Here is a 26,375-nt window from a genome sequence, read left to right on the forward strand (position 1 = left end):
CGGCGTCGATCCCGCCGTCGCCGTCAGCCGCCGAGGACGTCGAAGTCGAGCCCGCCGTCGCCGTCAGCCGCCGAACGCGCCGAGGACGTCGAAGTCGAGCCCGTCCGCGCGGGCCAGGTACACGGGCGGGTCCACGTGCCGGCCGCGAACGGTCAGCCGCCCGCGGCCGCCGGTGATCGTCGTGCCGTCGGCCACGGCGTCCATGGCCGCCGGGTGCAGGCCGCCGGCCCTCGACGCCAGGGCTGCGAGCAGGCGTACGCCGTCGTAGCAGGCCTCCGCGTGGCCGTTGAGGACCGGGGCCTGCCAGCCGTACCGGTGCGTGTAGCGCTCGACGAAGGCCAGGCCCGCGTCCGTGGCCACGGCGCCGAAGTAGCCCATCGTCGCGTACAGCTCCCCCGTGTCGTCCCCGCCCGTCGCCAGCAGCCCGTTCTCCTCCAGCGCCGCGCACAGTCGCGGGGCGCGCAGTGCGGAGCCGGCGTACGCGCGGATGAAGGCGGCCAGGTCGCTGCCCACCAGCGTCAGCAGGACGGCGTCGGCGCGGCGGCGGGCGATCAGGTCCAGCAGCGCTTCCGGGTCCAGCGCCCCGAACGGCACGTACCGCGCGGCCACGACCCGGGCCTGGGCCGCCCGCAGGTAGGCGAACGCCGCGTGGTGGAGCATCCGCGGCCACACGTAGTCGTTGCCGATCAGGGCCCAGCGGCGGGCGCGGCGGTGCCGGACCAGCCAGTCCATCGCCGGGCGCACCTGGCTCGCGGGGGTCTCGCCGAGCAGGTACACGCCCGGGGAGCGTTCGCCGCCCTCGTACGGGGGCGTGAAGACGTACGGGACCCGGCCGCGCAGGGCGCTCACGGCGGCCACGCGCACGTCGCTGGCGTGGGTGCCGACGACCGCCGCGATCGCGCCCGAGCGGGCCAGGTCGGCCAGGTCCTCGGCCACCGCGGCGGGGGGTCGGCCGGCATCGAGCAGTACCAACTCCATCGGACGGCCCAGAAGACCGCCGGTCGTGTTGAGCTCGGCCACGGCGAGCCGGGCGCAGTTCAGCACCGCCGGGGCCATCATGCCCAGCGTGCCCGACGTGGGCACGGCCAGCGCCACGCGCACGGCGCCGCCCGGCTCGGGCGGGAGCAGCCGCGCCTCGAGCGGATCGGAGATGACCCGGACCTCGTCCACGCGCCGAGTATCTTTCCAATGGCGGGCGGGCGGAAGGGTGACCATGGTGGATGCGGTCGGGCTGCGGTCCCACCTCGGATACGTGCTGAGCGAGGCCGAGCGCGCGATCAACCGCGGCCTCGCGGCGGCGCTTTCGGAGGAGGGCGTCTCCGTCGAGCAGTGGCGCATCCTGCAGGCGCTCTCCGACGGGCGCGGGCACTCGATGGGCGACCTCGCCGAGGCCGCGCTCATGCCGCACCCGACGCTGACCAAGGCCGTCGACCGGCTCGTGGACGGCGCGCTGGTCTACCGCCGCCAGGACCCGAGCGACCGCCGGCGGGTCGCGGTGTACCTCTCCGAGGCCGGCACCACGCTGCTCGACCGCCTCGACCACACGGCCACGGCCCACCACCGCGCGGTCGAGGCCGCGTTCGGCGCCGCCCGGGCCGAGCGGCTCATGCGCGAGCTCACCCAGCTCATCGAGACCGTCCGATAAGGCTCACGGCGGCGGCGCTCAACGCCACTGCCGTGAGCCCGCTTGTCATCCGGTCGGCGGCACAGACCGTCCCGCGCTGACGACAACGCTCCTGCACCCGGCCCGCTACCTTAAGTGGACCAGCCCGGCGACGGGCTGACGGGAAGGCAACGATCCGCCGGGCGCACCATTCTTGGTCGCCGAATCGGCCCGGCGGGGAGCCAGTGGCGAAACCGGCCCCGGACAACTGTGTGTGTTCCATGGGGATCCGGCGTGTCCTGACGCTCGAATCTCCGACGCATCCGCTCACAGCGCAAGCCGCGTGCCCCGCGGTCGCTGCGCCGTGCCCGCACGCCCAGGAGGAACCGTCGTGCTCAAGAAGGTCGTCATCGGCATCGCCGCAGCGGTCTCGGCCGGCGCGCTCGCCCTCGGCATCGGGTTCGGCATCGCGGCCGACCGGGACTCCGCCCAGCACGCGCCGACGGCGGAGAGCCGGCCCGCGAAGGACGGCGAGATGCCGGCGCCGCCCGCGCCGCCGCAGCTCAAGCCGTCCGAACGCGTCGTCGTCATCGGCAAGTAGCACCAGTACCGCCACTGAGATTCGGGAGAGCTCGTGTTCCAGTCCAAGAAGCAGAAGATCGCCGCCATCGGCGCGACCGCCGCGGCTGTGCTCGTCGGCGTCGGCGCCACCGCGTACGGCGCGGTGCCGGACTCCGGCACCGGCGTGATCACCGGCTGCCGCAACTCCAGCAGCGGCGCGCTGCGGGTCATCGACTACCAGGGCGGCCAGCGCTGCAAGAGCGGCGAGAAGCAGATCCAGTGGAACAACCAGGGCCAGAAGGGCGCCACGGGCGCGACCGGCGCGACGGGTTCCATGGGCGCCCAGGGCCCGGCCGGCCCCGTCGGCCCGCCCGGAGCCAAGGGCGCGACGGGTGCCACCGGCGCGACGGGCGCCACGGGTGCCACCGGTGCGACCGGGGCCAAGGGCGCGACTGGCGCCACGGGTGCCACCGGCGCCCAGGGCGCGACCGGCGCGACCGGGGCCAAGGGCGACACCGGGGCCACCGGCGCTCAGGGTGCGCAGGGCGAGAAGGGCGACACCGGCGCGGCCGGAGCGGCCGGAGCTCAGGGCGAGAAGGGCGACACCGGCGCCACCGGGGCCCAGGGCGCTCAGGGCGAAAAGGGCGACACCGGCGCGGCCGGTGCCACCGGCGCTCAGGGCGAGAAGGGCGACACCGGCGCCACCGGGGCCCAGGGCGCTCAGGGTGAGAAGGGCGAGACCGGCGCCCAGGGCGAGCAGGGCATCCAGGGCATCCCCGGCGTCAACGGCAAGGACGGCGCCCCCGGCCCGCAGGGTGAGAAGGGCGAGAAGGGCGACACCGGAGACGCCGGCGCGACCGGCGCCCAGGGCGAGAAGGGCGAGACCGGTGCCACCGGGGCCCAGGGCATCCCGGGCATGCCCGGCGCCAGCGCGTACGACATCGCCAAGTCGGCGGACCCGAGCATCGGCACCATCGAGGAGTGGCTGCAGTCGCTCATCGGCCACGGCACCGACGGCAAGGACGTCTACCAGACCGCGCGCGACAACGGGTACACCGGAAGCGAGACGGAGTGGCTCGACTCGCTGACGGGCGCGACGGGCGCGACCGGTGCCGCGGGTGCCCAGGGCGAGCAGGGCAAGGACGGCGCGGCGGGCAAGGACGGTGCCGTCGGCAAGGACGGCGTCGCGGGCAAGGACGGCGCCAACGGCAACTCGATCCTCACGGGTGCGGGCGCCCCGGCCGCGGCCCTCGGCTCGGTCGGCGACGTGTACCTGAACACGACGGACTTCTCGATGTACAAGAAGACCGACGCGACCACGTGGGCCTCGATCGGCAGCATCAAGGGCTCGACGGGCCCCGCGGGTGCCGCGGGCGCCACCGGTGCGACGGGCGCCCAGGGCCCGGCCGGCGCCGGCTACACGAAGGTCACCGCGGCCTCGGCCACCACGATCACCTCGACGGGCTCGCGGACGTACACCTTCTCCTGCACGAGCGGCGTGGTCCTCGGCGGCTCCATCGCGATCAACTCGGGCAGCCTCTCGCAGTCCGGCTCGAAGCGCGACGAGACCGACGAGTCCGGCAAGAGCTGGGTCTTCACGATCAGCCGGGCCGGCAGCGGCTCGGCGAGCTTCACCCCCACCCTCTACTGCGCCAGCTGACGAAGCACCCCCTCGGGGCCCCGGCTCGACACCTCGGAGCCGGGGCCCTTCCATCAAGCCAGAAAGGCGAACCGTGCGGATTTCGGTGAAGCTGGTGGGGTCGGCGGTCGTCGGCACCCTCGCCGCGGGCGGACTCGGGACGGTGGCACACGCCGCGGCCCCGGGCATCGCGGCGGTCACCCCGAAGGGCGGCAGCACGGGGGTCGTGACCTCCGTCAAGCCGACCGTGACGTTCAACGACGCGACCGACCCGGCCTCGTTGCGGTACTCGTTCGTCAAGACCGCCGGCGGCGCGGCCGTGGCGTCCTACTACACGTACGACGCCCCGACGCACACCTTCACGCTCGTCCCGCGCACGGCGCTCGCCGACTCGACGCGGTACACGATCACGGTGAAGGTGAAGGGCAGCTCCGGGGTGCTGAGCGACCAGTACGTGTGGTCGTTCACGACCGGCGTCACCGACCGCACCGCCCCGACGGCCCCGGGCGCGCCCAGCGTGACCGACGTGACCACGACGGCCGCGACCGTGAGCTGGGCGGCCTCCACGGACGACACCGGCGTCACGGGATATCAGCTCTTCGACGGGGCGGCCACGGCGCCGATCGCCACGCTGACCGGTAACCCGCCCGCGACCACCACGACGCTGTCGGGCCTCACGCCCACGACCGCGCACTCGATCACGGTGAAGGCCGTCGACGCCGCCGGCAACGTCTCGCCGGCCAGTGCCGCCGCCGCGTTCACCACCCTGACCCCGCCGCCCCCGCCGGACGTGACGCCGCCGAGCACCCCCGGCGCGCCGGTGGTGGGCGAGCTCACCTCGACCAGCGTGGCGCTGTCGTGGGCGGCGTCCACCGACGACCGGGGCGTGGTGTCGTACCGCATCACCGGCGGCCCCGCCGTGCAGACCGTCACGGCGACGAACGCGACGATCACCGGCCTGGCCGCGAAGACCTCCTACTCGTTCACCGTCGAGGCCCTCGACGCGGCCGGCAACGTCTCCGCCGCCTCCCCCGCGACGCTCGTGACGACCCCGGCCGCGCCGCTGGTCAACGCGCGCGACGGCGCCGGCATCCCGGGTGCGAGCGGCAAGACCCTGGTGCTCTACGACACCACGGGCCCCTACGGCTTCCTCGGCGAGCAGTACGCCATCGCGACCGCGCAGCTGGCCTCGCACTTCGGCGACTGGACGGCCCAGCCCGTCGTGGACTACTCGGCCGGCGAGCTCGACGCGTACCAGGCCGTCATCTACATGGGCTCGACCTACGACGAGCCGATCCCGGCCGCCTTCCTCGACGACGTGACGGCCACGAGCAAGCCGGTCATCTGGGTGTACGACAACATCTGGCAGCTGACCGCGCGTGACCCGAACTTCGCCGCCGACCGCGGCTTCACCTGGACGCAGTTCGACGTCTCGGCGGTGTCGAAGGTCAACTACGAGGGCAGGACGTTCACCCGCGACCCGCAGAACCTGGCGGGCATCATGGGCACGACGATCTACGACCCCACCAAGGCCACGCCGATCGGCACCGCGGTGCGCGACACCGACGGCTCGGCGTTCGACTGGGGCGTGCGGGCCGGCAACTTCACCTACCTTGGCGAGATCCCGTACGCGTACATGGCCACCAACGACCGGTACGTCGCCTTCGCCGCGCTGCTCGAGCAGACCCTGTCCAGCTCCACGGTCGAGCGGCACCGGGCGCTGGTGCGCATCGAGGACGTCGGCCCGGACGCGGACCCGGCCGAGCTCAACGCGATCACGACCTACCTGTCCAGCAAGAACGTCCCGTTCACGGTCGCGGTGTACCCGCGCTACGTGGACGCCAAGGGCGCGTTCAACAACGGCGTGCCCGAGAGCTACACCCTCGCGGACCGGCCGCAGGTGGTCGCGGCGCTGAAGAACATGCAGGCGCACGGGGGCACGCTGCTGATGCACGGGTACACGCACCAGTACGCGGCCCAGGACAACCCGTACAACGGGGTGAGCGCGGACGACTTCGAGTTCTACCAGGCCCACGTGGACCCGGTCACGAACAACGTCATCTACGACGGCCCGGTGGCGGAGGACTCGCAGGCCTGGGCGCAGTCGCGCATCGACGCCTCGTTCCAGGCGTTCGCGGCGGCCGGCCTGGGCAAGCCGACGATCTTCGAGTTCCCGCACTACGCCGGCTCCGACCCGGACAACCGCGCGGTCGCCGCGACGTTCTCGACGCGCTACGACCGGGGGTTGTACCCGTCCGGCGCACTGCGCGGCGCGACGGTGGACAACTCGCGGATCATCGGGCAGTTCTTCCCGTACACGGTGCGTGACATCTACGGCGTGCTGACCTACCCGGAGAACCTCGGCAACATCGAGCTGGAGCCGTACAACAACCACCCGGCGATGCTGCCGGCCGACCTGATCGCGTCGGCTCAGCTCAACACCGCGGTCAAGGACGGCGTGGCGAGCTTCTTCTTCCACCCGTACGTGGACGTCAGCTACCTGAAGGCGACCGTCGAGGGCATCCAGGCGGCCGGCTACACCTTCGTCCCGGCGGCATCGATGTAGCGCTGTCCGGCAAGGTTTGGGGCGGCCCCGAGAATTTCGGCGAAAGCTGAAACGGGGCCGCCCCTTGCGTCCGTCTAGCCCTCGCGACGATTGGAGCACTGACTGGTGAACCGCGACGACGAGGTGGCATACCGGGAGTTCGTGTCCGTGCAGATGGATCAGCTGCGCGGGCTGGCGTACCTCACCTGCGGGGACTGGCAGCTGGCCGAGGACGCCGTGTGCACGGCCCTGGCGAAGCTGTACGCCCGCTGGTACAAGGTCGACCGGCCGGAGAGCTACGCCCGCACGATGGTGGTGCGGGCGGCGGTCGACGAGGTCCGGCGCCCGTGGTGGCGTCGCGAGCAGGCGGTGGGCGACGCGATGCCCGAGCCCGCCGTGCGCGACGGCACGCCGGACGTCATCGATCGGGTCACGGTCCTCGACGCGCTGCGCACCCTGCCGGTGCACCAGCGCGCGGTGCTGGTGCTGCGGTACCTCGAGGGCCGGACCGTGCAGGAGACCGCCGAGGCGCTGCGGTGCCCCGAGGGAACCGTCAAGACCCACACGGCGCGCGGCCTCGCCAAGCTGCGTGAGCGGCTCGACGTCGCCGAACCCCTGGGCACCATCGCGGGATCCGGACATATCGAGAGGGCGTCATGACCCAGAACATGCAGGACTTGCTGGCGCAGGCGCGCACCGACGCCCTGGCCGAGGCGCCCCCGATGCGCCGCGACATCGAAGACTTCGTGACCGAGGGCAAGCGGCGCCGCACCCGCCACCGCCTGCTCCAGGGCGGCGGCGGAGCGGCCGCCCTGCTCGTCGCCCTGGCGCTGGTGCCCGCGCTTTCGTCCCCGTCGCCGGCCCCCACTCCCGTCGCGGCCCCCGTGTCGTATCCGGACACCGGGTGGACCTACGGGTTCAAGGGCTACAAGACCGGCGAGTTCACGGTCACCGCGCCGGAGCACATCACGCCGGGCTACCAGGAGCTCTACGTGCAGCGCGGCAAGCAGGTGTCCGACCTGTACGACGGCAACGGCGGCGGCGTGGTCGCGTCCTCCCCGCTCTACAGCGCGAACATCACGGTGTACCGGCCCGGCGTCTTCCAGCCCTCGCGCTTCAGCGGCGGCGAGGCGGTCACGGTCAAGGGCCGGCCGGGCCTGTTCAAGCCGAGCCTCAAGTACATCGGCTCCTCCGACCTGGCGCCGGGCGTGGCGCTCGCGTGGCAGTACGCCGACGACGCGTGGGCGGTCGCGAGCTCGGTGGTGCAGGGCGAGTACAACAAGGCCGAGCTGCTCCAGCTGGCCTCGGGCCTGGCGCCCTCGGCGGCGACCCCCGCGACCGTGGCCATCAAGGCGTCCTTCGTGCCGGCCGGATACACGCTGGTGTCCGCCGGGCGCACCGACGACTTTCCGAGCGGCGCCTCGTACATGGCGGCGAGCATCCGCCTGAGCAAGACGGTCCCGTCGTACGAGTCCCTGACGGAGCCGGTCGACGCCTCGACGGGCCACGGCCCGACGGTGCGCGTCGCCCTGTACCCGGTCGAGTTCACCGACTCCACGCACCGCAAGCCGGGCGGCGCGGCCTTCTGCAACTCCGGCAACGCCAACCTGTGCTTCAGGATGACCGCCGACGGCAGGTACCTGGCCGAGATCTACGCCGACGGCGGCGCGGCGATCCCCCAGTCCGACCTGCTGAAGACCCTGGAAGGCCTGCAGTTCGCGGACCCGAAGCAGCCCTCGACCTGGTTCCCGATCGGCTGAGCCTCGGTCTGCTGCCGACCCGGCACCCGTTGGGGTGCCGGGTCTTTCGCGTCAGTGCCGGGTCTTTCGTGTCCTTTGCGGGCGCATCGGGGGACAGATCTGCACCCTTTTCGCACCTAGCCTGGTTTTGTACCGATTACCTGGCGGAGCAGAAGCGGGGTTGCCCAGTGGCCACGATCGTCGACAAGCCCTCGAGCACGACCACTCCCACCGCACCGGCTCCCCGCCGTGGCCGGCTCGTCCTGGCCGGCGTGGCCCTGGCCGCCGTGGCGGGCGTCGCGGGCTGGCAGGCACCGACCGCGATCGCGGCCCTGACGAAGCCCCCGTACCTCGGCGAGAACGCGGACAAGGTGGCCACGAAGCTGGCGTGCACCGGCTACACCCAGTCGACCAAGCACGACAACGCCGTCTACGACTATCGCGACCAGGGCACCTGCACGCTGAACGGCGTGGTCGTCACCATCACGACCTTCGACACCGCCGCGGACGGCAAGACCTTCGACGCGGTGATGTCCGCGGTGATCCCGGTGCTGCACCCGACCTGGTCGGGCGCGTCCTACGCTTCGGGCGACGGCTGGAACGTGGCGGACACGCGCAACCTGACCCCGGAGATCGCCACGGAGGTCGTGACCCGCCTCGGCATCGGCGCGACGCACGTCATCCCCGCGGGCGCCTCCTCCTGACCCCCGCGCGCCGCCAGGCCTACTCGGTGGTCGCCGGCAGGGGGCGGACGGCGCTCGCGACGAGGGACGCGACCCCCATGAGGACCGCGACGGCGGCCAGGGCCCGCACCACCGTGATGTGGTCGCCCAGGAAGCCGATCAAGGGTGGGCCGCCCAGGAAGGCGCAGTACCCGATCGACGCCACCACGCTCACCCGCGGCGCCGCGAAGGCCGGGTCGTCCGAGGCCGCGCTCATCCCCACCGGGAACCCGAGCGACGTCCCCACGCCCCAGAGCAGGGCGCCCACGAAGGCCAGCGGCGTGTTCGGGCCGAAGACGAACAGCAGCAGGCCCGCGACGGTCAGGACGGCCAGGGCCCGGACCACCGGCACCCGGCCGAAGCGGTCCAGCAGGTTCGGGCCGAACCAGCGGCCGGTCGTCATCGCGGCCAGGAACACCGCGAACGCCAGGGTGCCCACCGCCGCCGGGGCGTGGTAGCCGTCGATGACCGCGATGCCGATCCAGTCGATGCCGGTGCCCTCCGCGAAGGCGAACGCGAGCACGAAGACGCCGACCAGGAGGGTGCGGGGCTCGCGCCAGAAGCGCAGCGTGTGCGCCAGGCCGCCCTCCGTGGGCGCGTCCGGGGAGGCGCCGTCGGGCATGAAGTTGCGCACGGCGTACACGGTGCTCGCGCCGACCACGAGGGCCGTCAGGGACAGGTGGAGCGTCACCGGTACGTGCGTGGCGACCATGGCCGCGCCGAGGAGGGCGCCGGCGACGGTACCGACGGAGAATCCCGCGTGGAATCGGGCCATGATCGAACGGCCCACCGCGCGTTCGACCACCGCGCCCTGCACGTTCATGGCGACGTCCCAGGCGCCGTTGGCGAAGCCGAACAGCAGCAGGCTCAGCACCACGGGCACCACGCCGAAGTGGTAGCCCGACGCGGCGCCGGCCAGGGCGAGCATCAGCAGCAGCGCCATCGTCGCCACCGTCTTGCGCGAGCCGAAGCGGGCGACGATGTGGCCGGACGCGAGCAGCGAGACGATCGAGCCGGCCGCGATCGAGAGCAGGACGAGGCCGAGCTTCGACGGCTCGAGGTGCAGGGCGTCGCGGATCTGCGGGATGCGCGAGGCCCAGCTGGCCATGGCCACGCCGGACCAGATGAACGCGGCGTAGGTGGCCCGGGTGGCGGGGCGGGGGTCGGCGGTGACGGGGGCGGAGAGGGTCATGAACTTCCGATCGCTCGGTCGACGATGACGCGGATGTCCTGGCGGGACACCGGCCCGGTCGACAGGGTTTTGTGCATGACCAGGCCCTCGATCAGGGCGTCGATGCCCCGGGCCGTGGTCGGGTCGACGAACCGCTCGAGCACGGCCCGGCTGGCGCGCATCCAGGTCTCGGTGACCTCGCGCAGGGCGGGCTCGCGCAGGGCGGCGAGATACAGCTCATAGGCGACCGCCCAGTCCGACGCGTCCGCGCCGGCGTCGCCTTCGATGAGGTCGGTGACCGCTTCGACCAGGGCTTCACGGGTGTGTACGGCCCGGAAGTGCGCCTCGTAGATGACCGACATGCGCTCGGCGTGGCGCCGGAACGCCTGGCAGCGCAGGTCCTCGAGGCTCGTGAAGTGGTACGTCAGCGACCCCAGCGGCACGTCGGCCGCCTTGGCGATGAGCCGGTGGGTCGTGCCCGCGACCCCGTGCTCGGCGATGACCGCGATGGCCGCGTCGATGATGCGGTCCTTGCGGTCGGGGTCGTGGCGCCGGACGGACATCTCAGATCTCGCGGATGACCCGGGCCGGGTTGCCGACGGCGACGACGTTGGCGGGCAGGTCCTTGACCACGACCGCACCCGCGCCGACGACGGTGTTCGCGCCGATGGTGACCCCCGGGCAGACGATGACCCCGCCGCCGAGCCAGACGTTGTCGCCGATGGTGATCGGCGAGGCGGCCTCCCACTTGGCGCGCCGCGCCTCGGGCTCCACCGGGTGCCAGGCGGTGAGCAGCTGCACGTTCGAGGCGATCTGCACGTCGTCGCCGATCGTGACCCGGGCCACGTCGAGGCAGACGAGGCCGAAGTTGACGAAGGTCCGCGCGCCGAAGAAGGTCTGGAAGCCGTAGTCGAACCGCACCGGCGTGCGGAGATCGGTGTCCTCGCCGAGCGCACCGAGGAGCTCGGTGAGCAGCTCGCGCCTGGTCGCGCCCTCGGCGGCGGGCAGCGCGTTGATGCGGTGGGTCAGGTCCTGCGCGCGCAGGTAGTCCCGCGCGATCTCCCCGTCCGATATGTACAGCTCCCCGTCCAGCATGCGCTGGCGCATGGACTTCTCGGTCATGTGTACAAACGTACGCGAGTTGTGTACGTCTGTACACAAGCCTCGGTCCGACCGGACATGCCGCCCGACGGGGTATAAATCCGAAAAGTCGTGGCGCGGAGCGCCCGACTTTTCGATCAAGCGTCCGTGAACGTCTCGGTGCCGAGGACTCGCAGCAGTTCCAGGCGCTCCCGGGCGTCGGCGTTCGCCGGGGTCAGGACCAGCAGCTGCTGCCCCAGGTCCGGGGTCACCAGCGTCTCGCAGTCCAGCGTGATCGGGCCCACCCGCGGGTTGACCAGCGTCTTGCGGTCGGCCCGGCGCACCGCCACCGCGTGCTCCTCCCACAGCGCGCGGAAGTCCTCGCTCTCGGACCGCAGCCGCTCCACGAGCTCGGTCACGTCCGCGTCGCCCGCCCGGCGGCCGGCCACGGCGCGCAGGTCGGCGACGTGCTGGCGGGACTGGCGGTCCGCGTCGTCCTCCAGGTGGACGGCCCGGGCCTCGGGATCGGTGAACCAGCGGTAGACGGTGTAGCGGCGCAGGCCGGTGAAGCGGGTCAGGTCGCCGGAGAGCAGCAGCGCGGCCCGGTTCTGGGCCAGGATCTCCCCCAGGTCGGACATGACCAGCGCGGGGGTGTCGGCCAGCAGGTCCAGCATGCGCAGGAGGCCGGCCCGGGCCAGCCTCGCCACGCCCTCGGCCGGCGGCGGGCGGTGACCGGCGAGGTGGAAGAGGTGGGTGCGCTCGTCGTCGGTGAGGCGCAGGGCCCGCGCGAGGGCGGCCAGCAGCTGCGTCGAGGGCTGGCTGGAGCGGGCCTGCTCGAGGCGCACCACGTAGTCGACGGACATGCCGGCGAGCATCGCGACCTCCTCGCGGCGCAGGCCGGCGGTGCGGCGGCGGGGGCCGTCGGCCAGGCCCACGTCGGCCGGGTGGATGGCCTCGCGGCGCCGGCGCAGGAAGTCGGCGAGCTGCTCACGCTGCATGTGCTCCATGGTGCTCCTCCTCGCGGGCGAAGCCAGGGAGCGTCGCTCCCACGATGCACGCTCCGCTGCCGAGCGGGCGGGATCGGGGGCATCGTCGGGACCATGCAGACACGACAGTTGGGAACGGCCGGGCCGGTGGTCTCGGCGCTCGGGCTCGGGGCGATGGGGCTGTCCGGCGAGGCGTACGGGGCCAGCGATCGCGGCGAGAGCATCGCCACGGTGCACGCGGCGCTCGACGCCGGCATCACGCTCGTCGACACCGGGGACTTCTACGGGATGGGCGCCAACGAGCTGCTGCTCGCCGAGGCGCTGCGCGGGCGGCCGCGGGACAGCTATGTGCTCAGCGTGAAGTTCGGGCAGCTGCGCGGGCCCGGGCCGGTGTTCGGGCCGCAGGACAACCGGCCCGAGGCGGTGAAGAACTTCCTCGCGTACTCCCTCAACCGCCTCGGCGTCGAGTACGTCGACGTATACCGCCCCGCGCGGCTCGATCCCGCGGTGCCGATCGAGGACACCGTGGGCGCGATCAAGGAGATGGTCGAGGCCGGGTACGTGCGGCACCTCGGGCTCTCCGAGGTCGGGGCCGAGACCATCCGCCGCGCGCACGCGGTGCACCCCGTCGCCGACCTGCAGATCGAGTACTCCCTGCTGTCCCGCGCGGTCGAGGCCGAGGTGCTGCCGGTCCTGCGCGAGCTCGGGATCGGGATGACGGCGTACGGCGTGCTGGCCCGCGGGCTCATCTCCGGCCACTGGAGCGCGCAGCGCCCCGCGGAGCCCGGGGACTTCCGCGTCCACACCCCGCGCTTCGCGCCCGGCAACGTCGAGCACAACCTCGGGCTCGTCGAGGCGCTGCGCCGGGTCGCCGCGGCCAAGGGGTGCACGGTCGCCCAGCTCGCCATCGCCTGGGTCGCCGCGCAGGGGCCGGACATCGTGCCGCTGGTCGGCGCCCGCACCCGCGAGCGCCTGTCGGAGGCGCTGGCCGACGTGTCGTTGTCCGACGCCGACCTCGCCGAGATCGAAGAGGCCGTCCCGGCCGGCTCGGCCCGCGGCGACCGGTATCCGACGGCGTTCATGGACAGCCTGGGAGTCGGCAACTGATCCTGCCACCCCGCGGGGGCCAGGATTTCTGGCGGGAGCGACGGTCAGATACTGACGCGGCCCGAGCCATGAGGCTCTTCGGCTTGTGTCTCATGTGGACGGTTCTTGAGTGCCCACTCGACCGTCGGGGGCATGGCCGCACCGGCGAGCGCGAAGGCGACGGCGAGCAGGAGCCAGCCCGGGTCGCCCCAGCCGAGGGCGAGCGTCGTGACGACGAACGGGGCCAGCATCTGGCCGAGCTGCATGCCGATGGCGTACGCACCCTGGTACTGCCCGTGCTTGTCCGACGGCGACAGCCCGAACGAGATGCCCCAGCCCGACGCCGAGTGCCACAGCTCGCCCACCACGTGGACCAGCGCGCCCGCCACCAGCAGGGCGATCGTGACCGCGTGGTGGGCGTGGCCCGACAGGGCGTAGAGGCCACACGCGACCAGCAGGGTCAGCCCGGCTCGGCGGGCGGCCCGGGCGGCGCCCCGCGGCTCGTCGGTGCCGCGGGCGGCCCGCACCTGCAGGAGCACGACCGCCGTGGTGTTGGTCAGGTACACCACCGCGACCAGCCACTCCGGGGCGTCCGTGCGATGCGCGATCCACAGCGGCAGCCCGACCTCGAACAGCCCGAAGTGCGTCGACAGCAGGCCGTCGAGCAGGACGAACACGAGGAACGGCCGGTCGCGCAGGGCGACCAGGCGCGGGGCGCCGGGGGTGTGGACCTGGCGCGGGATGTGCTCGAGGCGGCTCGCCAGGGCCGCGGCGACCAGGTAGGTGAGCGCGTCGCCGAGGATGAGCACGACGTAGGCCGCGCGGGTGTCCATCGCCAGGGCTACGCCGGCCAGGGCCGAGCCGAGCGCGATGCCTACGTTGGTGACGGAGCGCAGGTACGCACGGGTGCGTACGCGCTGCTCGGGCGGGACCGCGCCGCCGATCACGGCCCCCTTGGCGGCGCGCTGGGCGGCGTCGGCGACCGCGAGCGGGACGCCGATCAGCAGGTACACCCACACGCTGTGCACCAGCGCGAACGCGGCGGTGCCGAGCGCCTGGGCGAGCAGGCCGGCGACGAAGACCTCCCGCGCGCCGAGCCGGTCGGCGATGTAGCCCATCGGGGCGCTCGCCACCATGCACACCAGGCCGGTCGCGGTCAGGGCCAGGCCCGTCTGCGCGATCGACAGGCCGGCGAACCGGGTCAGGTACAGCGCGCTCGACACCATCCACAGGCCGCTGCCGGTGGTGTTGACGAGCGAGATGAGCGAGAGCAACCGCAGCGGTGGCATGGCGACACTCTAACAAGACGTACGTACGGTTTGCTATACCCGTCAATCTCAACACGTCCTTAACAGATCGTTGGGTCTTGTTGGTGTCCGTTGACACGCGTTCGCGCTGCCCCGGAAGCTGAGAGCGCTCTCACGATCCAACCTAGGAGTTCCCGTGCGATTGAGGACGAAGCTGCTCGGCGCCGCGGCCGTGGTCGCCGCCGCGATACCCGTGGCCATCGCCGCCCTGCCCTCGGCCCAGGCGGCCGGACCATCGCTCCTGCCGTTCACCGTCACGAACTCGACCGGGCGCGGGGACGCGGTCTACCTGTACGTGCTCGGCACCAACCTCAGCACCGGCAAGCTCGGGTACGTCTCCGCCAACGGGACGTTCACCCAGTGGTCCTCCGGCACCAACCCGCCCATGCCCGCCCCGGACGTGTCGATCCCCGGCCCGGCCAACGGCGGCAGCAAGACCATCCAGCTGCCGAAGAACCTCTCCGGCCGCGTCTACATGTCGCTGGGCGAGCGGCTCAAGTTCTTCCTGACCCCCGACGGGCTGGTCCAGCCGGCGCCGTGGGCCTCGGGCGACCCGAACCACAACATCCTGTTCGACTGGAGCGAGTTCACGTACAACGACGCCGGGCTGTGGCTCAACAGCTCGCAGGTCGACATGTTCGCGGTGCCGCACGCGGTCAGCGTCACCGGCGCGAACGGCGCGAAGTCGACGACCGGCGCGCTCAAGGCCGACGGGCGCCAGAACGTCATCAACCAGATCAAGGCCCAGGCCGGCTGGGGCAACACCGTGGTGACCCGCTCGGACGGCACGGTGCTGCGGGTGCTCTCGCCCGGCAAGGCGGCCGACGCCGGGCTGTTCAGCGCGACGTACCTCGACCCGTACATCGCCAACGCCTGGAACGCGTACACCACCAAGACGCTCACCGTGGTGCCCTTCACCGACCAGCCGAACGTCAAGTACTTCGGCCGCACCAGCGGCACCGTGATGACGTTCACGAACGCCTCCGGCCAGAAGGTCGCCACGTTCAACCGGCCCTCCACCGCCAACGTGTGGGGCTGCGACGGGGCCCTCGGCGCACCCAACGACCAGGTCGTCGGGCCGATCGCGCGCACCCTCTGCGCGGCGCTGCACCGCAGCACGCTCGGCACCATCGACACCCAGCCGGGCGGGACCGCGGCCGACTTCTACAAGAGCGCGCTCACGAACCACTACTCGCGGATCGTGCACGCGAACATGGCCGACGGCCGGGCGTACGGCTTCGCCTTCGACGACGTGCAGAACCAGGAGTCGCTCGTGCACGACGGCGACCCGCGCGCGGCCGGCATCACGCTCTCACCCTTCACCGGCGGTGGCAACACCGGCGGCGGGAACACCGGCGGTGGCGGTGGCACCACCACCCCGCCGCCCACCGGCGGGGGCAACAGCTCGGTGAAGTCGATCGCCAGCAACTGGAACAACAAGTGCATCGACGTGCCGAACTGGAACTTCTCGGACGGGCAGCGCCTGATCGTGTGGAACTGCACGGGCGGCACCAACCAGAAGTGGAACTTCGTCGACGGCACGCTGCGCACCGAGAACGGCAAGTGCATGGACGTCGCCTGGGGCGCCTCGGCCAACGGCACCGCGATCCAGATCGCGAACTGCTCCGGCAACGCGGCCCAGAAGTTCGTGCTCAGCGCCGCCGGCGACCTGGTGAACCCGCAGGCGAACAAGTGCGTCGACATCAAGGACTGGAACCCGAACAACGACGCGCTGCTGCAGCTGTGGGACTGTGCCGGCTCGGCGAACCAGAAGTGGCACACGGTCTAATACCCATGTGACCCACGTCGAGATTTACACGGACGGCGCCTGCAGCGGAAACCCGGGACCGGGGGGCTGGGGCGCCGTCCTGCGCTACGGCACCGTCGAGAAGGAGCTGTGCGGCGGGGAGGCGACGGCGACCACGAACAACCGCATGGAGCTCACCGCGCCGATCCGCGCGCTGGAGAGCCTGACCCGGCCCGTGGTCGTGCACCTCTACACCGACAGCTCCTACGTGCGCAACGGCATCACCGCCTGGGTGGCCCGCTGGAAGCGCAACGGCTGGCAGACGAGCGACAAGCAGCCGGTCAAGAACGTCGACCTGTGGCAGGAGCTCGACGCGCTCGCCGCCAAGCACCAGGTCGAGTGGCACTGGGTCAAGGGCCACAACGGGCACCCGGAGAACGAGCGGGCCGACCGCCTGGCCGCCAAGGGTCTGCGTCTGGCCACCGGTCGTCCTGCTCAGTAGCGCCGCGTTCACGCTCGGTGCGATTGCCCGCATCTGGGTGGCCTGGCAACAGGTTGCACCGCTGCGACGGATTCCGCCCGGAAGCGCGGCACGGTACGGTCTACGGGTGAAGGTCGAGCGGCACTGGTGGAACGGCGTCCACGGTCCGCGTGGTCGCCGCGACGTGTATCTGAGCACCGACGGGACCCAGTGGGAGGTCCTGGCGCAGACCGGCGGCGCCTCCGGCCCGTCGAAGACCCACCACTGCCCGAGCCGGGCGGCGGCGGAGATCCTCGCCAACGCCTGGATGGGCGGCCGCCCGGAGTGGCGCGAGCTCGCGGCCTGAGCGGTCCGTCGAGCCCGAGCGGCTACAGGGAGTCCACGAACCGGCCCATGCGTTTGACGGCCTCCTCCAGCAGCGGGAGCGCCGTCGCGTAGCTGCACCGCACGTGGCCCTCGCCGCCCGGGCCGAAGACGCTACCCGGGACCACCGCCACCCGTTCCGCCTGCAGCAGGCGCTCCGCGAACGTCTCCGAGTCCAGGCCCGTCGAGCGGATGGACGGGAAGGCGTAGAAGGCGCCCTGCGGCTCGTGGCACGTCAGGCCGATCGAGTTCAGGCCCTTCACGAACAGGCGGCGCCGGCGGTCGTAGTCGGACACCATCTCCGCCACCTGGGCGTCGCCCGAGCGCAGGCCCTCCAGGGCCGCGGCCTGGGAGACGTGCGGGGCGCACAGCATCGTGTACTGGTGGATGCGTCCCGCCAGGTCCAGGATGAACGCCGGGGCGCACACGAAACCGACCCGCCAGCCCGTCATCGCGTGGGCCTTGGAGAAGCCGCCCAGGACGATCGACCGGGACGGGGCCAGGGACGCCATGCACGTGTGCGGCGCGTCATAGCTCAGGCGCTCGTAGATCTCGTCCGAGACCAGGTACAGGTCGTGGCGCTCCGCCAGGTCGGCCAGGGCCTCCAGGACCGCGCGCGGCTGGATCGCGCCCGTCGGGTTGGACGGCGACGAGACCAGGATCGCCTTCGTGCGCGGCGTGATCGCCCGCTCGATCTCGTCGATCAGGATCTCGAAGGCCGGGGACGACGGGACGTACACGGGCGTGCCGCCGGCGAAGGTCACGCACGGGCCGTACGCCACGTAGCACGGCTCGGGGATGATCACCTCGTCGCCGACGTCGAGCAGGGTGCGCATCACCAGGTCCAGGCCCTGCGACACTCCGGACGTGATCAAGCACTCGGAGACGGCGTCGAAGGTCACGGAGTATCGGCGGGAGAGATCGTCGACGATGGCCGAGCGCAGCTCCAGCAGGCCCGCGTTCGAGGTGTACGTCGTGAAGCCCTGCTCCAGCGCGTAGATCCCGGCCTCGCGCACGTGCCAGGGCGTCACGTAGTCAGGCTCGCCCACGCCCAGGGAGATGACGTTGTCCATGGTCGCCGCGATGTCGAAGAACCGCCGGATCCCCGACGGCGGGCACGCGGCGACGATCGGGTTGAGCGGCTTCACGGCGTGACCGGGAGGCGTCGGTCGACCTCGGCGGTCGCGTAGAGCTCGTCGTCTTCCTTGTAGGTCTTCATCACGAAGTGCGTGGCCGTGGCCGTCACCCGCTCGATCGTCGAGAGCTTCTGGGCCACGAAGTCGGCGATGTCGTGCATGCTGCGGCCCGTGACCACGCAGCGCAGGTCCTGGGCGCCGGACACGAGGTACACCGACCGCACCTCGGGGAAGCGGGAGATCCGCAGCGCGACGTCGTCGAAGCCCAGGCCGCGGGCGGGCATCACGGCGACGTCGATGAACGCGGTGATCACCTGCTCGCCGCTGAGCTCGCGCAGCCGGTCGGCGTCGACGACGGCCTTGTACCGCCGGATCACGCCCTGCTGCTCCCAGGCCGTGATCTGCGCCCGGACGCGCTCGACGTCGATTCCGGTCAAATCCGAGATGCGCTCCGGGGTCGCGTGGGCATCCTTCCGGAGGATCTCCATGATCTCCAACACCGGGCAATCTTACTGTCCGTGCAGCGGCGCACTCCAGACTACTATTCGCCGAATGGACCCAGTCTCGGTCGCCGAGGTGGCGTCGATCGTCGGCGGAACGGTGCACTTCCCCGGGGAAGAGCGCGCGGTCGGCAGCGTCGCCATTCACTCGGACCGGTTGCAGGCCGACAGTCTCTTCTTCGCTCTCCAGGGTGTCACGGACGGTCACCGGTTCGTGGCGCGGGCGCTCGCCAACGGGGCCATCGCCGCGGTCGTGGACCGGCGCCGGCTGGCCGAGTTCCCCGGGCAGACTGTGATCGCCGTCGAGGATCCGCTCGCCGCGCTGCAGGAGATGGCGGTGTGGTGGCGGCGCCAGCTCGGCTCGACGACGTTCGTGGCGGTCGTCGGCAGCAACGGCAAGACGCTCACCAAGGACGCGCTCGTCGGGCTGCTGGCGGGGCATCGCACGACGTACGGCAGCCCGGGCAGCTACAACAGCCAGCTCGGCGTGGCCCTGTCGGTGCTGCAGTGCCCGGCCGACGTGCCGGTCGCCGTGATCGAGGCGGCCGCGACCGAGCCCGGCGAGATGGCCCGCCTCGCACGGATGGTCGACCCGCGCGCGGTCGTGTTCACCAACCTCGGCCGCAGCGGGCAGAGCTTCGGCAGCCGCGAGGAGCACGCCCGCGAGCTGCTGAGCATGGCGGCCGGGTTGCCCGAGGACGGGTGGCTGCTCATGGGCGAGGAAGACGCTTCGGTACACCAGATGGCCCGGCAGATCTCGAAGGCGCGACTGCTGCTGGCCGGAGACCCCGCGCTGCCCCGGCTGACCAGGCTGCGACACGTCGAGCGCTCCTCGCTGGTCCGCGCCGCGCTGCCCGGCGGCACGGAGGAGGACCTGCTGGTCGCGACCCCGTCGCCGGAGGTGCTCAGCGACCTCGAGCTCGCGATGGGCGCCGCGACCCTGCTCGGGATCGGGCCGGCCGACCTGCTCACGGCGGTCGCCGACTACACGCCGCCGTCCACGCGCATGCAGATGTGGCGGCGCCCCGACGGCGCGACGGTCGTCGGTGAGCTGGCCAACACCGACCCGCTCGCGCTGAGCAGCGCCCTGCGCACGGCCCGGTCCCTCATGGGGGCCCAGGGCCGCACCCTCATGATCATCGGTGATCCGCTGACCGGTCTGACCGCCGAGGGCGCCGACGCGATGGCCCGGTGCCTGCGGGCCGAGAACGTGCGGCTGGTCTGCGGCCTGGACGACGAGGCGCACGGCCTGATCGAGGCCGCGCTCGCGGGCAGCGAGGTGCCCGTGCACCGCTTCCCGGACGAGGACCGCATGCGCGCGTTCGTCGCGACCGAGCTCCGCCCCGACGACGTGGCGCTGGTGCACGTGCCGCGGGACACCATGGTCACCGACTCCTGGATGCACCTCGTGGAGGCCGCGGCCGCGACCCGGCTCTACGTGGACCTCGCGGCCGTCCGGGACAACGTCGCCGCCTTCCGCAAGCTCGTGGGCCCGCACACGCGGCTCATGGGGGTCGTGAAGGCGGAGGCGTACGGCACCAATCCCGTCACCGTCGCGCACACCCTGCGGGAGGCGGGCGTCGACTGGCTCGGCGTGGCCACCGCGGACGAGGGCGTCGCGCTGCGCCGGGCGGGCGTGCAGATGCCGATCCTGGTCTTCCTCGCCGTGCCCGGCGACCTCGAGCGGCTGGTCCGGCACCGGTTGACGCCGTCGCTGTACTCCGTGGAGATGTACGACGCCGCCTGCCGGGCCGCCGCCGTGAGCGGCCGCCGGCTGGACGTGCACGTCGAGGTGGACTCGGGGATGCACCGCAGCGGGCTGTACCCGGAGGCCGCGATCGAGCTGCTGGGCAAGCTCAAGGGCAGCGAGCACCTGCGCCTGGCCGGGCTCATGAGCCACCTCGGCTGCCCCGACGACCCCGCCGAGGACGACCTGACCCGGGAGCAGCTCAAGCGCTTCGGCTCGGTGTGCGCGGCGGCGGACGAGATGGGGTTCGAGGATGTCGTACGGCACACCGCCGCCACGGCCGCCACGATCCGCTTCCCGGAGGCGCGCTACGACATGGTGCGCCTCGGCATCGGCCTCTACGGCCTGCAGCCCTCGACCGCGACCAGCAGCCTGATCACGCTCACGCCCGGCGTCGGCCTGGTGTCACGGATCGTCGAGATCCACGACATGGCGCCCGGGGAGCGGGTCGGCTACGGCGGCCTGTTCCGCGCCCAGTCCCCGGACACGCGGATCGCGCTCATCGCCGCGGGCTACTACGACGCCGTCCCGCGCGCCTTCCGCAAGGTCGGCTACGTGCTGGTCAACGGCCGGCGCTGCGAGATCGCCGGCACGATCTCGATGGACTCGATGGCGATCGACATCACCGGCCACCCGGACGCGGAGGTGGGCTCGGACGTGCTCATCTTCGGCCAGTACGCGGGCTTCTCGACCCCGATCGAGCAGGCCGCCGCGGCCATGGACACCGTCTCGCACGAGGTGCTGACCCAGGTCGGCCCCCGCGTCCAGCGCATCTTCACCCAGCACTGAGGTATTCGCGCACGGCCGCGGCGAAGGCGCCCGCGGGCAGCGTGAAGTTCCCGCCGGCCGGCTCGCCGGTGCCGCGCAGGGCCGGCGGGACCACCTCGGCCCAGGCGAACAGGCCGCGGCGGTGCCAGCGCTCGGCGATCGCGCGCCCCGCCTCGGTGTGCCAGTAGCGATCGGCCGCGGGGTCGGCCCCGATCAGCCCGGCCGCGACGAGCCGCGGCACGGCCCGGACGAACTCGTCCTCGGTCAGGATCGCGTGGTTGATGCCGTCGGCCGCGCCGATGATCCGCGCGAGCGTCGCGCCGTCGTCGGGGCCGGACCCGAAGACGGCCGCGAAGACCCACGCGTCGGCGATCTCCCACTCGGCGCCCATGTCTTTACGAGTGGGTGGCGAGGTCCAGGATGCGCTCGAGGATCTGGCGCGGGGGAACCGGCGGCTCCTCGGCCAGGCCCTGGTGGTAGAAGACCGTCGCCGGGGTCAGGCCCGGCAGGGAGTTGGCCTCGATGATGATGACCTCGCCCGTCTTGCGGTGCATGAAGGCGTCGATCCGGCCGTACCCCTCCATGCCCAGCACGTTCGCCGTCCGTGCGATGCGTGCGCGCACGGCGTCGACCGCGCCGGGCTCGACGCGGCCCAGCGGGGAGCCGGGCGGGGGCGTGATGTTGATGCCGGTGCCGCCCATGAACTTCTCCTCGAGCGACAGGATGCCCGCGCTCGCGACGGTGATCGACGGGTTCATGGCGACCATCGCGCCGCGCGGGCCGATCACGCCGACGGTCACCTCGATCCAGCCGGTGTCGCGCTCGCGGCCCCAGAGCAGCTCGGCGTCGCCCGAGTGGTCCTCGACCCGCACGTCGTCGGTGTCGATGTAGTCCTCGAAGAGCAGGTGGTGAGGGCGGCTCGTCGGCATCTCGACCAGCTGGTCGGGGCTGAGCAGGGAGAACCCGGCGCCCTTGATGCGCCTCGCGCCGGCGTTGATCAGCTCCAGGTAGCGCTGCAGGTCCGCGGCGTTGCCCAGCGGGAGGATGCCGGCCGAGCAGCCGTCGTCCAGGGGCTTGACGACCACCCGGGTGTCGGTGACCTCGGTGATGATGTCGTGCCAGAGGGTCTCGATCACCGACTCCTCGACCGACGCGGGGACGTCGACGCGGACGCGGCGGGCGGTGTGGATGCCCTCGCTCTCCAGGGTCGCGACGACCTTGCCGGTCTCGTACTTGTCGGCGCACAGGCGGGACGCGGCCGGGCCGGAGCCGTTGTACCGGATGTTGTGCGCGTCCAGCAGCTCCTGCAGGGTGCCGTTCTCGCCCGCGCCGCCGTGCAGGGCGATGAAGACGAGCTCGTGACGGTCGAGGAACTCCTCCATCGACAGCTGCACCGGCGGCGCGACGGAGGTGCTGCGGGCCTCGGCGGGCAGCCGGAGGCGCTCGATGATCTGCTCGGCCAGGCGGCTGCGGCGCTCCTCGAGGCGCAGGCCGTCGCGGCAGGCGTACACGATCTCCTCGACGGAGTGGCGCAGGGCCGACGAGTACGACACCTGCCAGACGGATCCGTCGGGCGACAGCAGGTAGGGAACCGGCGCGTACTTCTGCGAACGGGCCAGCTTCAGCCACACGTTGGTCCCGCTCAGCACCGACACCTGGCGTTCGGCCGTGGCGCCGCCGAAGAGCACGGCCACCGGCTCGCCGGTCTGGATCGTGGTGTCGTAGGGCGCGGCGAACTCGAGGCCGTTGCGCAGCGACGCGGCGCGCAGGACCTCGCGCAGGACGTCGGCGTGGGTCATGCCGAGCTGCGCGGCCTGGACGAACAGGAAGCTGTTCTGCTCCATGCCGCTGATCACGTTGACGTCGGAGACGAGCACCGTGCCGTCTTCTTCGAGCCACGCGTCGATGCGGGCGAAGTCGCGCAGGCCGAGGGTCTTGAACACGGCCTCGGCGGTGGCCTGGATGCGCGCGATCGTCTCGTCGTCCCGGGGCGGCGGGCAGTGGTAGTGCGAGTCGTTGCTGGCCAGATACTTGCGGCGGTAGTCGAAGATCTCGTCCTCGGTCGCCTGGTTCTGCAGCTCGATCTCGACCGGGATGAGCGCGACCGGCCCGTCGGGCCCGTCGAGCACGATGGTGGTCACCTCGACGCCGTGCATCCGCGGCTGGATGACGATCCGGTCGTGGCGGGTGCGCAGGGTGCGCAGGATGTCGACGGCCGCGGCGCGGTCCCGGGCGACGAAGACGTCGATGCTGGAGCCGCCGGTGGCCGGCTTCAGCACCAGCTTGGCGACGTCCGGAAAGGCTTCGGTGACGACCCGCTCGGCCTCGGCGTCGGACATGGCGGCGTCGACGATCGCCGAGGGCACCGCGCCGATGCCGACGGCGTCGAGGGCCTGCTTGGCCTTGTACTTGTCGAAGGCGGTCGCGCACGCCTGCGCCCCGGTGCCGACGAAGGGCACCCCGGCCTTCTCCAGCAACGCCTGGACCTGCCCGTCCTCGCCGAACTCGCCGTGCATGCAGGGGAAGACCAGCCCGGCCGTGCGCAGGCGGGCGATGAGCTCGTCCTCGGTGAGCGGCCGGCCCTCGTGCGCGAGCTTGAAGTCGAAGTCGCTCGGGGTGTTGCAGTAGAGCAGGCCACGGGGGATCGAGTAGGGCCGCACCTGGCGGTCGAAGAAGATGATCTCGGTCAGGTTGACGACCGCGCCCTCGAGGTGGTCCGCTACGGAGCGTGCGGAGTTGAGCGAGATCCCGCGCTCCTCGGACGGGCCGCCCAGCAGCAGCGCAACGTCGACCATCGTTTCCTCTTCATTTGGGCCACTTCGACGGGGCTACATTACACCGGGGCCTGATCACGCACTGTCGGCAAAGCGAAGCGCTCTCGCGACCGGGCGGCGAATCACGATCACCGCCACCCCGGGCAGGACGGCACGAGCGACGTCGATGACCCGGGTTGCCGCGGAACGGCCCGGCGAACCTAACCTGGACGTCGTCGCCCCGGCGGTGCCGGGTCCACCTGGAGATCTGAGGACGATTACGCTCATGCGCGGCAGGTCGTAGTGCAGAGGTCGTCACGCCACCTTGCGAAGTTGGAGGACGCCGGTTCGAATCCGGCCGATCTGCCCTTCCTGGCTCGTGAGCTGCCGCTCTGGCGCAAGATCCGGGCCGAGATGCCACCGCCCGCGCTCGTCGCGGCGGCGGCCTCGGCCCGGTCGGCCGGCGACTGGCGGGCCGCCGCGAGCCTACTGCCGGTCACGATCGACGTCGACCTGGCCGCGGTCCGCGCCCGGTTCGGCACCGCCTCCGCCGACCGGCTGGAGGACGACCTGCGCCACCTCTGTCTCGACCTGCTGTGGTGGCACCTCCCCCGGCACCGCGGCGGCCGGTCCACCCTGCAGGCCCAGGTGAGCGCCGTCCTCGCCCCCCGCTCCGGCGCCGCCACCGAACCGCTGGTGCGCCTGCGGCTGCCGAAGTCCCCGGCCGGCCCGCAGCGCGTCCACCTGAGCGTGACGACGCTGGCCGACCTCGAGCACGAGCGCTGGTACTACGCCCCGCGCCCCACCTGGGACGTCCGCGAGGCTTCTTCGCTGGCGCGGCTGTGGGACGCACCGCCGGTCTTCGCGCTGCTGGAGTCCGGCGACTACCGCGAGGCCTGGCAGCAGTGCGGCATCACGCTGGACTTCGACGACCTCAGCTGCCTGCAGTCCCCCTCGATGTCCCCGACGAGCCCTGTCGGCGTCGCGGAGCTGGCCACGGAGGCGGGCGCCGCCTTCGGCGTGGATCAGGTCGCGACCCTGCTCGGCGCCTACGTGACGATCAACCTGCCGTCACTGCGGGCCGAGGCGTCGGACCCGAGCGATTACCTCGAGGTTCCCGTCCGGATTCCCACGTCGTCGGTACCTCCTGATCTCGCGCTCATCGCCGCGGGTCTCCTGTCGCCGGACGCCTTGCACCCGCTCATGCTGCCGGCGGCCTCACGCGCGGGCTTCGCCAGCCCCGGCGCCGACTCGGACGACGCTGCCGCTGCGACAGCTGTTGCCACTGCCGCTGCCGCTGCCGCCACCACTGCCACTGCCGCCGCCCCTCACACTGCTGCCGCCGCCACTCCCACTTCCGCTATCCCTCCCACTTCGGCTGCCGCCACTGCCACTGCCACTGGCGCTGCGACTGCTGCTGACGCTGCCACGAAAAGTCCGACACTTCGTGATCGGACTTTTCGGACATTTACCCCGACGGGAGATATGTCGGGTGCGCCAGGTTTCGCCCGGCAAGATCCGCGGCTCGGGTCGCGGCTCGGGTCGTGGGCGAGCGGGGAACTGACGCGGGGCGACCACGCGACGTTCCGCGTTCGTTGCGGCGGCGACTGGCACCGGCTCGGCATCGCCGGCGGCGCGCTCACCCTGCACGACCACGACGAGCAGGAACAGATGCGCGAATCCGCACTCCGCGCCCTCGGCGGCGACAGCCACGGCTGTTTCGGCGTCGAACAGGCCTGGCAGCAGGGCGGCGGACGGCTGCCGCGGGCGCTGCACGAGCACCGGCGCGCGCTCATGCACCGCCTGCAGTTCGGCGACACGGAGCACCTCCTGCGCGGATTGGGCGACGGCACCGTCGATCCGCGCATGCGCGCGCACAACGGATGGTCGCTCATGCACATGGCGATCTGGCTCGACCACGAGCGGGTCCTCCCGGTTCTGCTCGACGCGGGCGTGCCCGTCGACGGCGCGGACCGGATCGGCCGGACACCGCTGTACGAGGCGGTCATGCAGGGTGGTGACCCCGCTTTCGTCCGCGACCTGCTGGCGGCGGGCGCGGACCCGAAGGCCGAGACCGTGCACGGAACGACCCCGGCCCACGTCGCGCGCTACTACCACGCCGGCCGCGACCTGGAGTTCCTAGCGAGCCTGTGACCCGGCGGCCACCGGACTGCGCGAACGATCAGGACCGCCACCGGACTGCGCGAGTGGACACCCCGCCGCCGACGGAGTGCGCGAATGAGCAGCGCCGCCGCCAGACTGCGCGAGCCTGCGCGAATGGACACCCACCGCCGACGGAGTGCGCGAATGAGCAGCGCCGCCGCCAGACTGCGCGAGTGGACACCCCGCCGCCGACGGAGTGCGCGAATGAGCAGCGCCGCCGCCAGACTGCGCGAGCCCGCGCGAATGGACACCCCAACCGTCGGCGGAGTGCGCGAGCC

Annotated in this window: 23 protein-coding genes and 1 tRNA gene; 14 read left to right on the plus strand and 10 right to left on the minus strand. The window is 72.1% G+C overall.

Going from position 1 to position 26,375, the window contains the following annotated elements:
• Positions 1-63: 63 nt before the first annotated feature.
• Entirely contained in the window at positions 64-1,170 is a 1,107-nt protein-coding gene (locus ABT369_RS02975) for a substrate-binding domain-containing protein (protein ID WP_350609992.1), read from the minus strand.
• 43 nt (positions 1,171-1,213) lie between these two features.
• Between ABT369_RS02975 and ABT369_RS02980 the strand changes: the two genes are divergently transcribed.
• The 7 genes from ABT369_RS02980 (at position 1,214) to ABT369_RS03010 (ending at position 8,791) form a co-directional block, all read left to right on the plus strand.
• On the plus strand, positions 1,214-1,645 hold the full coding sequence (locus ABT369_RS02980) for a MarR family winged helix-turn-helix transcriptional regulator (protein WP_350609993.1): 432 nt from the start codon (positions 1,214-1,216) through the stop codon (positions 1,643-1,645).
• Positions 1,646-1,994: 349 nt separating this feature from the next.
• Positions 1,995-2,204, plus strand: a complete 210-nt coding sequence (locus ABT369_RS02985) for a hypothetical protein (protein ID WP_350609994.1) — start codon at positions 1,995-1,997, stop codon at positions 2,202-2,204.
• Positions 2,205-2,237: 33 nt separating this feature from the next.
• Positions 2,238-3,824: a collagen-like domain-containing protein gene (locus tag ABT369_RS02990; RefSeq protein WP_350609995.1), complete on the plus strand. Its 1,587-nt coding sequence runs from the start codon at positions 2,238-2,240 to the stop codon at positions 3,822-3,824.
• A gap of 73 nt (positions 3,825-3,897) precedes the next feature.
• Complete coding sequence (locus ABT369_RS02995; protein WP_350609996.1) at positions 3,898-6,369, plus strand: DUF2334 domain-containing protein; 2,472 nt, start codon at positions 3,898-3,900, stop codon at positions 6,367-6,369.
• A 105-nt stretch (positions 6,370-6,474) separates the two neighbouring features.
• On the plus strand, positions 6,475-7,008 hold the full coding sequence (locus tag ABT369_RS03000) for a SigE family RNA polymerase sigma factor (protein WP_350609997.1): 534 nt from the start codon (positions 6,475-6,477) through the stop codon (positions 7,006-7,008).
• Between the two features lie 8 nt (positions 7,009-7,016).
• Entirely contained in the window at positions 7,017-8,108 is a 1,092-nt protein-coding gene (locus ABT369_RS03005) for a hypothetical protein (protein ID WP_350609998.1), read from the plus strand.
• A 167-nt stretch (positions 8,109-8,275) separates the two neighbouring features.
• Entirely contained in the window at positions 8,276-8,791 is a 516-nt protein-coding gene (locus tag ABT369_RS03010) for a hypothetical protein (RefSeq protein ID WP_350609999.1), read from the plus strand.
• A gap of 19 nt (positions 8,792-8,810) precedes the next feature.
• On the opposite strand, the gene ABT369_RS03015 is transcribed toward ABT369_RS03010, so the two are convergent.
• The 4 genes from ABT369_RS03015 to ABT369_RS03030 all read right to left on the minus strand — a co-directional run bounded on the left by ABT369_RS03015 (position 8,811) and on the right by ABT369_RS03030 (position 12,058).
• Positions 8,811-10,001 (minus strand): MFS transporter, encoded by a 1,191-nt coding sequence (locus ABT369_RS03015; RefSeq protein WP_350610000.1) that lies wholly within the window; start codon positions 9,999-10,001, stop codon positions 8,811-8,813.
• Positions 9,998-10,543 (minus strand): TetR/AcrR family transcriptional regulator, encoded by a 546-nt coding sequence (locus ABT369_RS03020; RefSeq protein ID WP_350610001.1) that lies wholly within the window; start codon positions 10,541-10,543, stop codon positions 9,998-10,000. Before ABT369_RS03020 ends, ABT369_RS03015 begins: the two co-directional genes overlap by 4 nt.
• 1 nt (position 10,544) lies before the next feature.
• Complete coding sequence (locus ABT369_RS03025) at positions 10,545-11,102, minus strand: sugar O-acetyltransferase (RefSeq protein WP_350610002.1); 558 nt, start codon at positions 11,100-11,102, stop codon at positions 10,545-10,547.
• A gap of 116 nt (positions 11,103-11,218) precedes the next feature.
• Positions 11,219-12,058: a helix-turn-helix transcriptional regulator gene (locus tag ABT369_RS03030; protein ID WP_350610003.1), complete on the minus strand. Its 840-nt coding sequence runs from the start codon at positions 12,056-12,058 to the stop codon at positions 11,219-11,221.
• A 102-nt stretch (positions 12,059-12,160) separates the two neighbouring features.
• Here ABT369_RS03030 and ABT369_RS03035 point away from each other — a divergent pair, with 102 nt between their 5' ends.
• On the plus strand, positions 12,161-13,153 hold the full coding sequence (locus ABT369_RS03035; protein WP_350610004.1) for an aldo/keto reductase: 993 nt from the start codon (positions 12,161-12,163) through the stop codon (positions 13,151-13,153).
• A 44-nt stretch (positions 13,154-13,197) separates the two neighbouring features.
• Here the strand turns inward: ABT369_RS03035 and ABT369_RS03040 are convergent, their stop codons facing one another.
• Positions 13,198-14,421 (minus strand): MFS transporter, encoded by a 1,224-nt coding sequence (locus tag ABT369_RS03040; RefSeq protein ID WP_350610005.1) that lies wholly within the window; start codon positions 14,419-14,421, stop codon positions 13,198-13,200.
• Between the two features lie 154 nt (positions 14,422-14,575).
• Between ABT369_RS03040 and ABT369_RS03045 the strand changes: the two genes are divergently transcribed.
• From ABT369_RS03045 to ABT369_RS03055, 3 genes are all read left to right on the plus strand, one after another.
• Positions 14,576-16,228: a glycoside hydrolase family 64 protein gene (locus tag ABT369_RS03045; RefSeq protein ID WP_350610006.1), complete on the plus strand. Its 1,653-nt coding sequence runs from the start codon at positions 14,576-14,578 to the stop codon at positions 16,226-16,228.
• A 7-nt stretch (positions 16,229-16,235) separates the two neighbouring features.
• Entirely contained in the window at positions 16,236-16,688 is a 453-nt protein-coding gene (gene rnhA / locus ABT369_RS03050; protein WP_350610007.1) for a ribonuclease HI, read from the plus strand.
• Between the two features lie 106 nt (positions 16,689-16,794).
• Complete coding sequence (locus ABT369_RS03055; RefSeq protein WP_350610008.1) at positions 16,795-17,013, plus strand: hypothetical protein; 219 nt, start codon at positions 16,795-16,797, stop codon at positions 17,011-17,013.
• Between the two features lie 22 nt (positions 17,014-17,035).
• Here ABT369_RS03055 and ABT369_RS03060 read toward each other — a convergent pair whose 3' ends face one another.
• Positions 17,036-18,178, minus strand: coding sequence for an aminotransferase class I/II-fold pyridoxal phosphate-dependent enzyme (locus ABT369_RS03060; protein ID WP_350610009.1), 1,143 nt, complete (start codon positions 18,176-18,178; stop codon positions 17,036-17,038).
• Positions 18,175-18,666 (minus strand): Lrp/AsnC family transcriptional regulator, encoded by a 492-nt coding sequence (locus ABT369_RS03065; protein ID WP_350610010.1) that lies wholly within the window; start codon positions 18,664-18,666, stop codon positions 18,175-18,177. Before ABT369_RS03065 ends, ABT369_RS03060 begins: the two co-directional genes overlap by 4 nt.
• A 52-nt stretch (positions 18,667-18,718) precedes the next feature.
• Between ABT369_RS03065 and alr the strand changes: the two genes are divergently transcribed.
• Positions 18,719-21,202, plus strand: a complete 2,484-nt coding sequence (alr, locus tag ABT369_RS03070) for an alanine racemase (protein ID WP_350610011.1) — start codon at positions 18,719-18,721, stop codon at positions 21,200-21,202.
• On the opposite strand, the gene ABT369_RS03075 is transcribed toward alr, so the two are convergent.
• Both ABT369_RS03075 and ABT369_RS03080 read right to left on the minus strand, forming a co-directional pair.
• Complete coding sequence (locus tag ABT369_RS03075) at positions 21,189-21,572, minus strand: hypothetical protein (RefSeq protein ID WP_350610012.1); 384 nt, start codon at positions 21,570-21,572, stop codon at positions 21,189-21,191. The two genes, alr and ABT369_RS03075, sit on opposite strands and share 14 nt — an antisense overlap.
• 4 nt (positions 21,573-21,576) lie before the next feature.
• Entirely contained in the window at positions 21,577-23,976 is a 2,400-nt protein-coding gene (locus tag ABT369_RS03080) for a D-alanine--D-alanine ligase family protein (protein WP_350610013.1), read from the minus strand.
• 251 nt (positions 23,977-24,227) lie between these two features.
• On the opposite strand from ABT369_RS03080, the gene ABT369_RS03085 reads away from it, so the two are divergent.
• Positions 24,228-24,302: transfer RNA gene (locus ABT369_RS03085), tRNA-Arg, on the plus strand.
• A complete protein-coding gene (locus tag ABT369_RS03090; protein WP_350610014.1) occupies positions 24,268-26,088 on the plus strand; it encodes an ankyrin repeat domain-containing protein in 1,821 nt (606 codons plus the stop codon). The genes ABT369_RS03085 and ABT369_RS03090 overlap by 35 nt, the downstream gene beginning before the upstream one ends.
• The last annotated feature ends 287 nt before the right edge of the window (positions 26,089-26,375 follow it).

Source organism: Dactylosporangium sp. NPDC000244, from assembly GCF_040300725.1.
Classification (GTDB): domain Bacteria; phylum Actinomycetota; class Actinomycetes; order Mycobacteriales; family Micromonosporaceae; genus Dactylosporangium.